General features: G+C 67.3%; 15 protein-coding genes. 8 read left to right on the top strand and 7 right to left on the bottom strand.

Annotated elements, in window-relative coordinates; all coding sequences use genetic code 11:
- Window positions 1-195: 195 nt before the first annotated feature.
- A complete protein-coding gene (locus FHS79_RS15475; RefSeq protein WP_184202178.1) occupies window positions 196-570 on the top strand; it encodes an SCO4402 family protein in 375 nt (124 codons plus the stop codon).
- Between the two features lie 39 nt (window positions 571-609).
- Here the strand turns inward: FHS79_RS15475 and FHS79_RS15470 are convergent, their stop codons facing one another.
- Complete coding sequence (locus FHS79_RS15470; RefSeq protein ID WP_184202175.1) at window positions 610-1,920, bottom strand: hemolysin family protein; 1,311 nt, start codon at window positions 1,918-1,920, stop codon at window positions 610-612.
- Window positions 1,921-2,055: 135 nt separating this feature from the next.
- On the opposite strand from FHS79_RS15470, the gene FHS79_RS15465 reads away from it, so the two are divergent.
- Window positions 2,056-2,751 (top strand): YiaD family glycine zipper/OmpA-like lipoprotein, encoded by a 696-nt coding sequence (locus FHS79_RS15465; protein WP_184202172.1) that lies wholly within the window; start codon window positions 2,056-2,058, stop codon window positions 2,749-2,751.
- Between the two features lie 6 nt (window positions 2,752-2,757).
- On the opposite strand, the gene pheT is transcribed toward FHS79_RS15465, so the two are convergent.
- The 5 genes from pheT to FHS79_RS15440 form a co-directional block, all read right to left on the bottom strand.
- Complete coding sequence (gene pheT, locus FHS79_RS15460; RefSeq protein WP_184202170.1) at window positions 2,758-5,121, bottom strand: phenylalanine--tRNA ligase subunit beta; 2,364 nt, start codon at window positions 5,119-5,121, stop codon at window positions 2,758-2,760.
- Window positions 5,118-6,200, bottom strand: a complete 1,083-nt coding sequence (pheS, locus tag FHS79_RS15455; RefSeq protein WP_184202167.1) for a phenylalanine--tRNA ligase subunit alpha — start codon at window positions 6,198-6,200, stop codon at window positions 5,118-5,120. The genes pheT and pheS overlap by 4 nt, the downstream gene beginning before the upstream one ends.
- 107 nt (window positions 6,201-6,307) lie before the next feature.
- Window positions 6,308-6,676, bottom strand: coding sequence for a 50S ribosomal protein L20 (gene rplT, locus FHS79_RS15450; RefSeq protein WP_184202164.1), 369 nt, complete (start codon window positions 6,674-6,676; stop codon window positions 6,308-6,310).
- 13 nt (window positions 6,677-6,689) lie between these two features.
- Entirely contained in the window at window positions 6,690-6,893 is a 204-nt protein-coding gene (gene rpmI, locus FHS79_RS15445) for a 50S ribosomal protein L35 (RefSeq protein ID WP_184202161.1), read from the bottom strand.
- Between the two features lie 165 nt (window positions 6,894-7,058).
- Complete coding sequence (locus FHS79_RS15440; protein ID WP_184202158.1) at window positions 7,059-7,634, bottom strand: YqgE/AlgH family protein; 576 nt, start codon at window positions 7,632-7,634, stop codon at window positions 7,059-7,061.
- Window positions 7,635-7,755: 121 nt separating this feature from the next.
- On the opposite strand from FHS79_RS15440, the gene FHS79_RS15435 reads away from it, so the two are divergent.
- The 6 genes from FHS79_RS15435 (at window position 7,756) to FHS79_RS15410 (ending at window position 13,162) form a co-directional block, all read left to right on the top strand.
- Window positions 7,756-8,241, top strand: coding sequence for a peroxiredoxin (locus FHS79_RS15435; RefSeq protein ID WP_184202155.1), 486 nt, complete (start codon window positions 7,756-7,758; stop codon window positions 8,239-8,241).
- 5 nt (window positions 8,242-8,246) lie between these two features.
- A complete protein-coding gene (locus FHS79_RS15430; protein WP_184202152.1) occupies window positions 8,247-10,595 on the top strand; it encodes a xanthine dehydrogenase family protein molybdopterin-binding subunit in 2,349 nt (782 codons plus the stop codon).
- 109 nt (window positions 10,596-10,704) lie between these two features.
- Window positions 10,705-11,742 (top strand): ferrochelatase, encoded by a 1,038-nt coding sequence (gene hemH, locus FHS79_RS15425; RefSeq protein ID WP_184202200.1) that lies wholly within the window; start codon window positions 10,705-10,707, stop codon window positions 11,740-11,742.
- 39 nt (window positions 11,743-11,781) lie between these two features.
- Window positions 11,782-12,504: an acetoacetyl-CoA reductase gene (gene phbB, locus FHS79_RS15420; protein ID WP_184202149.1), complete on the top strand. Its 723-nt coding sequence runs from the start codon at window positions 11,782-11,784 to the stop codon at window positions 12,502-12,504.
- Complete coding sequence (locus FHS79_RS15415; RefSeq protein WP_184202146.1) at window positions 12,504-12,710, top strand: ribbon-helix-helix domain-containing protein; 207 nt, start codon at window positions 12,504-12,506, stop codon at window positions 12,708-12,710. The genes phbB and FHS79_RS15415 overlap by 1 nt, the downstream gene beginning before the upstream one ends.
- A complete protein-coding gene (locus FHS79_RS15410; protein WP_184202143.1) occupies window positions 12,707-13,162 on the top strand; it encodes a nuclear transport factor 2 family protein in 456 nt (151 codons plus the stop codon). The genes FHS79_RS15415 and FHS79_RS15410 overlap by 4 nt, the downstream gene beginning before the upstream one ends.
- On the opposite strand, the gene FHS79_RS18990 is transcribed toward FHS79_RS15410, so the two are convergent.
- A complete protein-coding gene (locus FHS79_RS18990; protein WP_243452937.1) occupies window positions 13,149-14,093 on the bottom strand; it encodes an SGNH/GDSL hydrolase family protein in 945 nt (314 codons plus the stop codon). The two genes, FHS79_RS15410 and FHS79_RS18990, sit on opposite strands and share 14 nt — an antisense overlap.
- Between the last annotated feature and the right edge of the window lie 93 nt (window positions 14,094-14,186).

Raw genomic sequence — 14,186 nt, 5'->3', positions numbered from 1 at the left:
TGCATCCGGTGCCGGCCTGAACGACACCGCCCGCGCTCGCACCGCTCACATCGCCCTATCGGCCCGCGAACAACGCTGACTTCTTCAACACAATCCACCCCCTTGCAGACATTCGAGCCGATCACAGCGGACGCTAAGCGGGCTGACCGCTATCGCCCACTTGCGGACATTCCGATCAGGCGCAACCATGGCAAAATGAACGACGTTTCCGCTCTCTCACAGCCGCACGTGCGCCACGAATTGCAGATCTTCCTTTCAGAGCTTCAAGCCGCCGACCCGCGAGCGACATGGCGAGCTGAGCGCGTTAGCGGTTTGGCATCCGGCATCGATCAGGTCTTCCACTTCTTCTTCGATGACAACGACTTCGACGAAGGCGCGGTCGGTGTCAGCCTTCTCAGCGAAGTAGAGGTGCGCGGTGTAGCGGGTGTGAAGCAGGCGCTTGAGCAGGTGTTGGCCGCCGTGGGCGATGCTGACGATGATGCGTTCGTAGGACACCCGCTTTGGGCTGGGGTGAGGCAGGCGGTAGAGGCGGCGGAGCTTCGAACAGTAACCGACCCGAACGTCCGCTAACCATCAGTTCGAGCCATTCGCGCTCTATGGGTTCACGGCCTAGTCCATCTCCGGATCGAGGACGCTGGCGAGGACCTTGTCGACCTTGCGGCCGTCCATGTCGACGATCTCGAACTGCCAGCCGCCGCAGCGGAACAGCTCGCCGGTTTCGGGGATGTGCTGGAGCTGGGCGAGCACGAAGCCGGCGAGGGTTTCGTAGTCGCGGTCGTCATCGAGGTTGAGGCCGAGCCTGTCGGCCATCTCGTCGGCGGGAAGCGAGCCAGCGAGGAGAAGCGAGCCATCCTCGCGCTCGAAAATGGAGGGCTCGTCGGTTGCGTCGGCATCGAAGGCGAAGGCGCCGGCGATGGCGGCGAGCAGATCGGCCGGGGTGACGATGCCTTCGAAATGGCCGTATTCATCATGCACCAGCGCCATGGGGATGGTGGCGGAGCGCAGGCTGCCAAGGGCATCGACAGCATCGATGACATCGGGGATGACCGGGGCGGGGCGCGCCAGGGCGGCAATATCGAGCGGCCGGCCTTCGATGAGCGCCTGTACGATATCGCGCGCCTGCACGACGCCGATGATATCGTCCACCGTGCCGCGCGCCACCGGCAGGCGAGTGTGGGGGGTGTGACGGAGCTTTTCGCGAATCTCGGCCTCGGGGGCATCGGCATCGAGCCAATCGACATCGCCGCGCGGAGTCATGACGCCGCGCACCCGGCGATCGGCGAGGCGCATGATGCCGCTGATCATGGCGCGCTCGTCGGCCTCGATGACGCCGGCGGTTTCGGCATCTTCCATCACCGAGCGCAATTCGGCTTCGGTTACGCGGTTGTCCTCATCGTTGGCGGGGCCGAACAGCCGAAGCACCGCACCGGTGCTGTTCTCCAGCGCCCAGACCGCTGGCGTGGCGAGGCGGGCGACGAAGACCATGATCGGGGCTGCGAGGCAGGCGATCTTCTCGGGTGCGCGCAAGGCGAACTGCTTGGGGACCAACTCGCCGATGATGAGCGAGAGATAGGTGATGAGGACGATGACGACGCCGAAACCGATTTCGTCAGCCAGTATTTCGGGCACGCCGAACCACTGGGTTATGCGCTCACCGACCGGCAGGGCGAGCGTGGCGCCCGAATAGGCGCCGTTGACGACGCCGACGAGCGTGATGCCGATCTGCACGGCCGAGAGGAAGCGGCCGGGGTTTTCGCCAAGGCTGAGGGCAGCATGGGCGCCGCGATAGCCGGTTTCGGCCAGCGCCCGCAGCCGTGGCTTGCGGGCGGACACGATGGCCAGCTCGGACATGGCAAAGAAGCCGTTGAGCAGCACAAGCGCCGCGATGATCGCGACGTCGAACCAGGGAAAGGGCTGCATTGGCTCCGAATGGTGGCGCGACCCTCTGGGAATCGCGCATATTCCCTATGCGATATCGGGCCACGTGCGAAGGGGGCTGTTCATCTTGCATCCAAGTCGTTCGGTGCATGTGCCGCTCCACAACAGGAGATACTCATGATCAAGACCAGATTGATGTTCGCGACAGCTGCTGCCAGCCTTGTGCTTGCCGGCTGTACCACCAACCCCGATACCGGCCAGCGCACCATTGCTCGGCCGGCCGCGACGGCTGCCGCAGGTGCCGGTGCCGGCGCGCTGCTGGGCGCACTGCTCGGCGGCCGCAACAACCGCGCTGAAGTGCTGATCGGCGCCGGCATCGGTGCCATCGCCGGTGGCGCGGTGGGCGGATACATGGACCGGCAGGAGCGCGAGCTGCGCCAGCGGACCGCCGGATCGGGCATCGAGGTGGAGCGCGAGGGTGACGAGATCAACCTCAAGATGCCTGCGGGCGTGACCTTCGACTTCAACTCGTCGACGGTCAAGCCGCAGTTCCGCCCGGCGCTCGACCAGGTGGCGCAGACGCTGGCGAGCTACAACAGCACCTTCATCGATGTGTCGGGACATACCGATTCGGTGGGCACCGATGCCGTCAACCAGCGGCTTTCGGAACAGCGTGCCAATGCGGTGGCGGACTATCTGAGCTACCAGGGCGTGGCGCGGCCACGGATCGCGACGCGTGGCTATGGCAAGCAGTTCCCGATCGCTTCGAACAGCACCGAGGATGGTCGGGGGCAAAACCGCCGCGTGGAGATCAAGCTCTCGCCGGTGACCGAGCAGGACTATCAGAGCGCGCGGCCCGGTCGGACGATGTAAGGAGCGTCAACCGCGAAGCTCGGCTCCGAGCTTCGCGGCGGCGGCGATGACCTTGGCCGAAAGGGCGGCGATGTCCGCATCGGTGAGGGTGCGCTCGGTGGGTTGCAGCACGACTTCGACGGCGAGGCTGACCTTGCCTTCGGAGAGGCTTCCGCCGGCGAAGCAATCGAACAGCCGGACCTGGGTGATGAGGGCCTTGTCGGCGCCAGTGATGGCGCGGACGAGGCTTTCGGCTGCCATCGTCTCATCGACGACGAAGGCGAAATCGCGGGTCAGCGGGTTGAGGGCAGCAGGCGCCCAGGCGCCGGTCTTGCGCTTCGGTGCGGGCGGCAGTGCATCGAGATAGAGTTCGAACGCCGCGACGGGGCCGCGCACATCGAGCGTGGTGAGCGTCGCGGGGTAGAGCAGGCCGAAATCGGCAAGCACCTGCTTGCCCAGCGCGAGGCGGCCGGCGCGGCCGGGGTGCCACCAGCCGTCGGCGGGGGATTGGACGCTCAGCCGATCGGTGGGGACGCCGAGCGCGGCGAGGGCTGCCAGGGCGGCGGCCTTGGCATCGAAGGCATCGAATTTGGTGGACGCGCCGGTGCGCCAGTCCCGCGCGCGGGCATCGCCGGCCATGAGGGCGGCGGCGGTGGGGTGTTCGCCCGATGCGAGATAGCGCTGGCCGAGCTCGAACAGGCGCACGCTCGGCTGGGCGCGATCGAAATTGCGCGCAGCGGCCGCGAGCAGGCCGGGGAGCAAGGACGGACGCATGGCGGCCATGTCGGTGCTGATGGGGTTGCTCAAGCTATGCGCGGCACCGCCGAAGGCTGCTGCATGGGCAGGCGGCAGGAAGCTCCAGGTGATGGCTTCGTTGAACCCGGCGGCGGCCAGCGCGCGGCGCAGGCGGCGCTCGCGCTTCTGCGCAGGCGTGGCGGTGGGGAGGGCAACGCCTTCGCGGCGCGGCAGCGGGGTGGAGGGGACGCGGTCGAGGCCGTGGAGGCGGACGACTTCTTCCACGAGATCGGCTTCGCCGTCGACATCGCGGCGCCAGCTTGGGACGGTGACCGCCCAGCGCTCGCCGAGCGACACGGTGAAGCCGAGGCGGGTGAGGATAGCGGCCTGCTCGTCTTCGGCGACATCGATTCCGGCGAGGCCGGCGACGCGGGCGGGATCGTAGTGGACGACCTTGGGGGTGAGTGGCAGCGTGCCGGCCTGGGTGACGTCCGACGCCTCGCCGCCACAGAGGTCCTGCACCATGCGGGTGGCGAGTTCGAGGCCGGGAGCGACGAAGCCGGGATCGACGCCGCGCTCGAAGCGGGCGCGGGCATCGGAGTTGATTCCCAGCGCGCGGCCGGTGGCGCCGATGCGCTCGGGGGTGAACCAGGCGGCTTCGATGAGGACGGTGGTGGTGGCCGCGGACACGCCCGATTCGATGCCGCCCATGATGCCGCCGATGTCGTGGGCGTGCACATCATCGGCGATGACGGTCATGGTGTCGTCGAGGGTGTAGGTCTTGCCGTTGAGGGCGTTGACCTGCTCGCCGGCGCGGGCGCGGCGGGCGGTGAGGCCGCCGGTGAGCGTGGCGACATCATAGACGTGGAGCGGCCGGCCGTGCGCGATGCTCATGTAGCTGGTGATGTCCACCAGCGCCGAGATGGGGCGCAGGCCGACGGCGGTGAGCCAGCGTTGCAGCCAGGCGGGGCTGGCGCCGTTCTTCACGCCGCGGACGGTGCGGGCGTGGAAGGCGGGGCAGCCTTGCGCGTCGTGGGTGGCGATGGCGACGGGGTTGGGGAAGGTGCCGGGCACCGGCGTGGTGTCGGGCTCGATGAGCGATCCCAAGCCGGCGGCAGCGAGATCGCGGGCGATGCCGTGGATGCCGAGGCACTCCTGCCGGTTGGGGGTGATGGCGATGTCGATGACGGGATCGGAGAGGCCGGCCCATTCGGCATAGGCGGTGCCGACAGGAGCCGAGGGATCGAGTTCGATGATGCCGTCGTGATCGCTGCCCAGCTCGAGCTCGCGGGTGGAGCACATCATGCCGTTCGATTCGACGCCGCGGATGGCGGCGACCTTCAGCGTGATTCCCGCACCCGGGACATGGGCGCCGGGCGGGCCGAAAACGCCCTTCATGCCGGCGCGGGCGTTGGGGGCGCCGCAGACGACCTGGAGCGGGCCGTTGCCTGCATCGATGCTGAGGACCTGCAGCTTGTCGGCTTGCGGGTGGCGCTCGGCCGTCAGCACTTCGGCGATGACGAAGGGGGCGAGCTTGGACGCGGGGTCTTCGACGCCTTCGACTTCGAGGCCGAGGCTGGTGAGCGCTTGCGTGATCTCGGTCAGCGACGCGGACGTGTCGAGGTGCGCCTTGAGCCAGGACAGGGTGAACTTCATGCGGAAACGCCTGCGGAAAGGGTGGGCACGTCGAGGAAGGCGAAGCCGTGTTGGCGGAGCCAGCGCAGATCGCCATCGAAGAAGGCGCGCAGATCGGTGAGGCCGTATTTGAGCATCGCCAGCCGATCGACGCCGGTGCCGAAGGCGAAGCCCTGCCACTCCTGCGGATCGAGCCCGCAGGCGGCGATGACGCGCGGGTGGACCATTCCCGAGCCGAGCACTTCGAGCCATTTGTCGACGTCTGCGGCGGCTGCGGGTTTGCCGGTCTTGGAGGAATAGCCGACATCCACTTCGACCGAAGGCTCGGTGAAGGGGAAGTAGCTGGGGCGGAAGCGCAAGGTTACGTCATCGACTTCGAAAAAGGCCTTGATGAAGGTTTCCAGCGTCCAGCGCAGATGGGCGAGGGTGATGCCCTTGTCGATGACGAGGCCTTCGATCTGGTGGAACATCGGGGTGTGCGTGGCGTCCGAATCCGACCGATAGACGCGGCCGGGGGCGATGATGCGGATAGGGGGCTTGCTCGCCATCATCGTGCGGATCTGCACGGGCGAGGTGTGGGTGCGGAGCACGCGCTTGCGGCCCTCGGCGTCGAGGCCATCGACGTAGAAGGTATCGTGCATGGCGCGCGCCGGGTGGTGTTCGGGGATGTTGAGGGCGGTGAAATTGTGCCAGTCGTCCTCGATCTCGGGGCCTGTTGCCACCGCGAAGCCCATGTCGGCGAAGATTTCCGCCAGTTCGTCCATGACCTGGGAGACGGGGTGGATGCTGCCCTGCGGGGGCAGGCCGACCGGGAGCGTCATGTCCTGGCGTTCGGCCTTGAGCCGGGCATCGAGGGCTGCGGCTTCGAGTTCGGTCTTGCGGGCGGCTAGGGCAGCGGTGACGGCTTCGCGCAGGCCATTGAGGCGCGGCCCTTCGGTCTGGCGTTGCTCGGGGGTCATGCCGCCCAACGACTTCATCAGCGTGGTGACACTGCCCGCCTTGCCCATCGACGCGACGCGCACGGCTTCGAGCGCCTCGGGCGAGGCGGCGGCGGCGATGTGCCCGAGAACTTCGGACTGGAGCTGGTCGGGATCGGTCATGCTGTGCGCCTAGCGAATGGGCCCGCGACAGGCAAAGAAGAAAAAGCAAAGGGCGCGACACCTTAGCGGTGCCGCGCCCTGATGCTGTTCGGTCTTGGCGTAAAGGTTTACGCGGCAACCTTGGCGTCGAGCGCCGACTGCACCTGGGCGACGATGGCCCGGAAGGTGTCAGGCTCGTGCATGGCGATATCGGCCAGCACCTTGCGATCGAGCTCGATGCTGGTGAGCGTCAGGCCGTGCATGAACACGCCATAGGTGAGGCCCTGTTCGCGCACCGCAGCGTTGATGCGCTGGATCCAGATGGCGCGGAACGAGCGCTTGCGGACCTTGCGATCGCGATAAGCGTACTGGCCGGCCTTTTCGACGGCCTGGCGAGCAATGCGGATGGTGTTCTTGCGACGGCCGAAATAGCCCTTGGCGGCTTCGAGAATCCGCTTGTGCTTGGCCTTGGTGGTGACACCGCGTTTGATGCGCATGACTTATGCTCCCTTACTTCAGACCGTACGGCGCCCAGGCGTGAACCCGGGGCGTATCGGCATGGGAAAGCACTTTCGTGCCGCGATTCTGGCGGATGTACTTGGCATTGTGGCTGATCAAACGGTGGCGCTTGCCAACGACGCCGTGCTTGATCTTGCCGGTGGCGGTGATCTTGAAGCGCTTCTTCACACCGCTCTTGGTCTTGAGCTTGGGCATTTTCGTCTCCTGATGGACGCATCATTGAACAGCCACGGCAGCCCATTCAGCCGGGCCGATCGGTCATGCGAGGGACGCGCCATAGGGGAAGCGGGAGATTCGCGCAACCGCAATCGGTTCCCCCCCGATCGGTTCCCCCCCCGCCGGGTCCCCCATCGTTCCACGTCAGGCGCGCCCGGCCGTGGTGGAGAGCTGGCCGACGTTGACGCCGAGCCCGGCAAAGGCGGTGGCCCAGCGGCTGGCGAGCGGGGCCTCGAACAGGATCGCGGCATCACCGGGCGCCTGTTGCCAGCCGTGGCGCGCCATCTCGTCCTCGAGCTGGCCCGGCCCCCAGCCGGTATAGCCGAGCGTGGAGAGCCACCGGGCCGGCCCGCGACCGGCGGCGATGTCCTTCAGCACATCGAGCGTGGACGTGAGGCCCCACAGGTCCCCCACACCTGCTCCTGTCACCATGATCGTGCTCTGGCCTTCATAATCGGGCGAGTGCAGCACGAAGCCGCGCGACGGCTCGACGGGGCCGCCTTCGAGCACGGCGCGATCGGGGGTGTCTCCTGGATCGATCTCGAGCTGGCGCATCAGTTCGGGCACGGTGAGATCGGACAGCGCACGGTTGATGACGAGGCCGAGCGCGCCATTTTCGTCATGGACGCAGATGGCGATGACGACGCGTTCGAAGCGCGGATCGCCGATGCCGGGCATGGACAGCAGAAGCTGCCCGGAGAGGTAGGGCGGCTGGATCATGGCACCCTTTTGGCAGAGGCTTGAGCCGCATGCAAAGGGCTGCGGCCTTGCGGGGCCGGCGCTGGACGCTCTGCCGTGCGGCGGCTAGGGATGCGGACAGCATCTGCAAGGAGTATCTGACATGGCGATCAAGGTTGGTGACCGGGTTCCCGAAGGCACGCTCGTCAAGGCCACCGCCGATGGGCCGGGGCAGGTTTCTGCCGCCGAGCTGTTCAGCAATCGCACCGTGGCGCTGTTCTCGGTGCCGGGTGCCTTCACCCCCACCTGCTCGGCCAAGCATCTGCCGGGCTTCGTGACGCATTCGGCAGCACTCATGGAAAAGGGTGTCGACGAGATCGTCTGCCTGTCGGTGAACGATGCGTTCGTGATGGGCGCCTGGGCCAGGTCTGCCGATGCGATTGGCAAGGTGACGATGCTGGCGGATGGCAATGCCGACTTCACCAAGGCGCTGGGGCTGGAGATGGACGCGAGCAAATATGGCATGGGGGTGCGCGGCCAGCGCTTCTCGATGGTGGTGAAGGACGGCGTCGTTTCACAGCTGTTCGTCGAGGAACCGGGCGCCTTCGGCGTTTCGAGCGCCGAGCACATGCTCGCCCATCTGGGCTGAGCCGAATGGCACTCACCCGTCGGCGGCTGCTGATCGGCACGGGCGTCGGCGCCGGGCTGCTGGTCGGCTGGGCAGCCTGGCCGCGCCGCCACGCGATCAGCTGGGCGGCGGCCGATGACGAGGTGGTGCTCAACGCCTTTCTCAAAGTGGGGCTCGATGGCCGGGTTGTCGTGGCGGTGCCGCAGGCCGAGATGGGCCAGGGCATCTGGTCCGGACTGGCGCAGATCGCCGCCGATGAGCTTGGCGCCGACTGGAAGACGGTGAGCGTGGAGCCGGCGCCACTGGGGGCGGCCTATGCCAACCGCTTCGCGCTGGGCGAGATGACATCGGGACTGCCGGCACCGCTTCGGGGCCCGGCACGCTGGACCACCGACCGTGTGGTCGAATATTTCGAGATGCAGATGACCGGCGGCAGCACCTCGGTGCGGGGGTTCGAAGCGCCGCTGCGCGCAGCGGGGGCAGTGGCGCGCGAGATGCTGTGCCGGGCGGCGGCGAACCGGCTGAGCATCGAATGGACCGAGTGCGGCACCGACAATGGCTTTGTGACGCACAAGGCGAATCGCATCGCCTTTGCCGAGCTGGTGAAGGAAGCCGCGCTCCTCGACCCGCCGCGCACCGCGACGCTGCGCCCGATCCGCACCATTTCGGGCACCAGCGTGCCGAGGATCGACCTGCCGTCCAAGGTGGATGGCAGCGCGCAGTTCGGCGCCGATGTGCGGCTGCCGGGGATGCATTATGCCGCGATCGCGCAGGGGCCGATCGGCGCGAAGCGGACGCGGATCGACAAGGCGAAGCTTCCCGCCGGGTGCCAGCTGGTGGAGCAGCCGGGGTTTGTGGCGGTGGTGGCGCGCGGCTGGTGGCAGGCGAAACAGGGGCTCGATGCGCTGGTGATCAGCTACGATCGTGGCGAGACGCCGGCGGGGCCATGGATGGAAGCAGCCCTCGATGCCGCTCTCGATAGCCAGGACGGGCTGGAGACGGCGCTGGTGCGCGATGATGCCGATGCGGTGGAGCTGCTGGCAGGACCGGTCGAGGGCGTGATCGGCGCCGAATTTGCCCTGCCCTTTCTGGCGCACGCGTGCATGGAGACGATGACCGCGACGGCGCGGATCGAGGACGGCCGCTGCGAGCTGTGGACGCCGACGCAATCGCTCACCATCACCACCTGGGCGGTGGCGCGCGCGCTCGGGATCGCCGACGAGGCGGTGACCGTCTATCCGACCCTGCTGGGCGGCGGTTTCGGGCGCAAGATCGAGACCGATGCCGCGATGCAGGCGGCGCTCATCGCGCGGGCGGTGGGCAAGCCGGTGCAGCTGATCTGGAGCCGCGAGGAGGATTTTGCGCATGATTTCTGGCGCCCGGCGGTGGCGGCGCGGTTGCGTGGCCGGGTGACGGGCGAGGGCGCCGGTGCGCGGATCACCGCGCTTGCGGCTCGGGTGGCGGTGCCCGATGTCGGCGCATCCGCCATCGGGCGCAATCTGCCCAGGCTCGGCGGCAGCCCGAAGGCCGGCGCGCAGGCGCTGGAGGGGATGGTGCGCTTTCCCTATGACGTGCCTTCGGTGGCGCTGGAGCATGTGCTGGTGAATGTGGCGGTGCCGCTCGGCTTCTGGCGGTCGGTCGGCAACAGCTACACGGCGTTCATCACCGAGAGCTTCATCGACGAGCTGGCGGCGAGCGCCGGGGTCGATCCCGGCGGTTTCCGGCTGCAGCACCTGGGCGACAAGCCGCGCCATGCGGCGGTGGTGCGGGCGCTGACCAGTGCCACGGGAGCACTCGGGCGGGAGCGGAACGGCGATGGCAGCACCAGCGGCACCGGCATGGCGCTATGGGAAAGCTTCGGCAGCATCGTGGGCGTGGCGGCCGAGGTGGTGGTGCGCGGCGGCGAGCCGCCGCAGGTGGTGCGACTGATCATGGCGGCGGACTGCGGGCGGGTGATCAACCCCGATTCGGTGCGCGCGCAGCTGGAAGGAGCGGCGATCTTCGGGCTGTCTGCCGCTCTTTCGGGGCGGGCCAGCTTTGCCGATGGCGAGGTGCTGGAGACGAATTTCGATCGCCAGCCGCTCCTCGGGCTGGCTGCGACGCCGGTGATCGAGATCATCCTGATCGAATCGGAGGAGGCGCCGGGCGGCGTGGGCGAAGTGGGGACACCGCCGGTGGCGCCGGCGCTCGCCAATGCAATTTTTGCCGCGAGTGGCATCCGCATGCGGCGGTTGCCGCTCGGCGGGCCGCTGGGCGAACGGCCGCTGCGGACGGGGGCATCCACGGGGGCGATCGATGCGGCAAGCGGGGCAGCAACCGGTGCGGCCTTGGAGACCATCGACTCGGGCGCGGAAATGGCCGAAACGCCGCAGTGACATGTCGGCAACCGCGCCCCCTTCCCTCGCTCCTTCGCTGCTCGGCCGTGCCGACATGGCCGATGCCGACCCTGTGCTGCGGCCCGAAGTGCCGCTGGCCGCAGCCGGCATGACTGCGCCGGCGGTGGGCCCTGCAGCGATTCCGGGCAGTGCCTTGCCGCCCGAGCATCCACAGGTGCAGGTGGGCCGGGTGGGCGTGCTGCTCGTCAATCTCGGATCGCCCGACTCGGCCGAGCCTGGCGATGTGAAGCGTTTTCTGGGCGAGTTCTTGTCCGATCCGCGGGTGATCGAGATTCCGCAGGTCATCTGGCAGCCGATCCTGCGGCTGCTGGTGCTCAACTTGCGGCCGCGCACGACCGCGCAGAATTATGCCAAGATCTGGACGCCGGAAGGCTCGCCGATCACGGCCATCACGCGCGGCCAGGCCGAGGCGCTGAAGGGGCGGTTCGGACCGAAGGTCGTGGTCGATTGGGCGATGCGCTATGGCACGCGCTCGATTCCCGAGCAGCTCAAGGCGCTGATGGACGCCGGTTGCGACCGGATCCTCACCGTGCCGCTCTATCCGCAGTACAGCTCGGCGACGAACGGCACCGTGGTCGATGCGGCCAATGGGGCATTGGCCGGGTGGCGCTGGCAGCCGACGATGCGGACGTTGCCGCCCTATTACGACAACCCCGATCATATCGCCGCACTTGCGGCTTCGGTGCGCGAGGGGCTGGCGGGGCTGGACTTCACGCCGGACCTGATCGTCACCAGCTTCCATGGCATGCCGCAGCGCACGCTCGACAAGGGTGATCCCTATCATTGCCAGTGCCGCAAGACCGGGCGGCTGCTCGCCGAGGAACTGGGGCTGCCGGTGCGGGTGACCTTCCAGTCGCGCTTCGGGCGGGCGGAATGGCTCAAGCCCTATACCGATGCGACGCTCGAAGGGCTGGCGGGCGAGGGCATCAGGAAGATTGCGGTGGTGTGCCCGGGCTTTGCCGCCGATTGCCTCGAGACGCTCGAGGAAGTGGCGATGGAAGGCCGCGAGACTTTCATGGAGCATGGCGGCACGCACTTTGCGTATCTGCCGTGCCTCAACACCAGCGAAACCGGCATTGCTATGCTCGAACGGCTGATTGCGCGCGAGCTTGCCGGATGGGTTTAAGCTGCTAGTTTGACCCCAAGAATTGCTTGGGGAATGATCATGTCGAGAGTTGCAATCGTTACGGGCGGAACGCGCGGGATCGGCGAGGCCATTTCGCTCGCGTTGCAGGCTGCGGGCGTGAAGGTCGCCGCCAACTATGGCGGCGATGATGCCAAGGCTGCCGCCTTTACCGAGCGCACCGGGATTGCGGCGTACAAATGGGATGTGGGCGACCATCAGGCGTGCCTCGATGGCGTGGCCAAGGTGGAGGCCGAGCTGGGCCCGGTCGATATCGTCGTCAACAATGCCGGCATCACCCGCGATGGCACGCTGATGAAGATGAGCTACGCGCAGTGGGACGAAGTGATCCGCGTCAACCTCGGCGGCTGCTTCAACATGGCCAAGGCGACCTTTGCGGGCATGAAATCCCGCGGTTTCGGGCGGATCGTCAATATCGGCTCGATCAATGGCCAGGCCGGGCAATATGGCCAGGTGAACTATGCTGCTGCAAAGTCCGGCATCCATGGCTTCACCAAGGCGCTGGCGCAGGAGGGTGCGCGCTTCGGCATCACCGTCAATGCGATTGCGCCGGGCTATATCGATACCGACATGGTCGCGGCCGTGCCTGCGGATGTGCTCGAGAAGATCGTCGCCAAGATCCCGGCCGGGCGGTTGGGACAGGCGCAGGAGATCGCGCGCGGGGTGGCGTTCCTGTGTGCCGATGATGCCGGGTTCGTGACGGGCTCGACGCTCAGCATCAACGGCGGCCAGCACATGTACTGATGCGGAAACGCTCGGTCACCATCGCCGGCCACGCGACGTCGATCAGCCTCGAGCCGCCATTCTGGGACGCGCTCCACGAAGCTGCAACCGCCGAGGGCAAGCCGCTCGCGGCGCTGGTGGCGGAGATCGACGAGGCGCGCACCACCAACCTCTCCAGCGCGATCCGCGTCTGGCTCTTCCAACGTGCACGGAACCCCTCCCCATGAAGATCCTGCTCCTGGCTGCCCTGCTCGCGGCGCCTGCCCTGGCATCCGATGAAACCGATATCCGTGCCGCGCGCGCCGCTTATGGCGCTGCGATCGATGCGCATGCGCCCGAGCGCTTCGGTGCCGTGCTGCACCGCGACTTCGTGCAGATCGGCAGCGGTGGCAGCACCATCGCGGGTGCTGCAACGGTGGCGGCGAGCTATGCCGCGAACGAATTCAAGGACCCGGCGTTCATCACCTATGAGCGCGTGCCCGAGGCGATCGAAGTGAGCCCCGATGGCAAGCTGGCGATGGAGCGCGGCCATTGGCGCGCAAGGCTGCGCAACCCCGCCGGCGGGATCGAGGGCAATGCCGGCGCCTATCAGGCGGGCTGGGTGCGCGAGGACGGGCGCTGGCAGCTGCGCACCGAAGCCTATGTCAAGCTGACCTGCGCGGCGATCACGCCCTGCTGAACGCGTACCGCCGGCGCCGCAGCGTGGCGCCGACCAGGCCGAAGCCGGCGATGAGCATCGCCCAGGTGCCGGGCTCGGGCACGGTGATGCCGACGGTGCTGGCGACCTGGCGGGCAAGTGCCTCATGGACCTGCGCGGTGGGGTGGATGCCATCGAAGCTGAAATAGCCGGTGCAATCGATGGCGCCATCGATGACCGGGCGGTTGCCGATGCAGTTGCCGGTCTCGGTGAAGGGCTTGACGCCGAAGGCGCGGGGATCGGCGGCGAGGCCGGTGAAGAAATCCTGGTAGGAGAAGCGCAGCAGTTCGGTGGAGCCCAGAAGCGGCTCGACGCTGTCGAGGCGCGCCTGCAGCTGCGCTTCGAGGCCGAAGCCGGTGGCCGAGATATTGGGGATGCCGGTGACGAGGATGCGGCTGGCACCGGTGCCGGCGAGGGCGAACAGGCTGTTCTGCATCGTGTCGAGGAGCGAGCTGACATAAGCGGCGCTGTTCGCAAACGGCCCGATGTTGCCGCTCTCCAGCCCGAACACGTCGTTGCCGCCGAAATTGAGGATGTAGAGCGCGTCGGGATTGGCGACGCCGCCGGTGTTGGCGAAATAGGCGCCGAGTTGCAGGGCCAGATCGGGCACGGCGTCACCATGGTTGACGACACGGGCGCCGCCAAAGGCATAGTTGGTGCCGCCGAGCAGCGAGGGCGTGGTGAAGCTGCCGTAGATATGCTTGCTGATGAGATCGGTATAGTCTGGCCCATTGGTGAAGCGGCCGGGGAAATAGCCGGCGGCGACGGGATTGAAGACATCGCTGCCGAAGGCCGCATTGATGTTGCCGGCATCGACCAGACTGTCTCCGAAAATCACGAGCTGGCTTGGGCGCGGCATGGTGACGGCGGACGCGGATGTTGCCGCAACGGACGCGACCAGAACTGCCAACATTGCTCGTTGCATTGCGTTTCTCCCCAGAACACGCTGTTCATTTACCATATTGGCCGGCGCCGGCAAGAGCGGCAACAAGCAGCAGCAAAGTCT

This window comes from Polymorphobacter multimanifer, from assembly GCF_014205635.1.
Lineage (GTDB): Bacteria > Pseudomonadota > Alphaproteobacteria > Sphingomonadales > Sphingomonadaceae > Sandarakinorhabdus > Sandarakinorhabdus multimanifer.
This window is presented reverse-complemented; position numbering and strand designations above follow the sequence as displayed.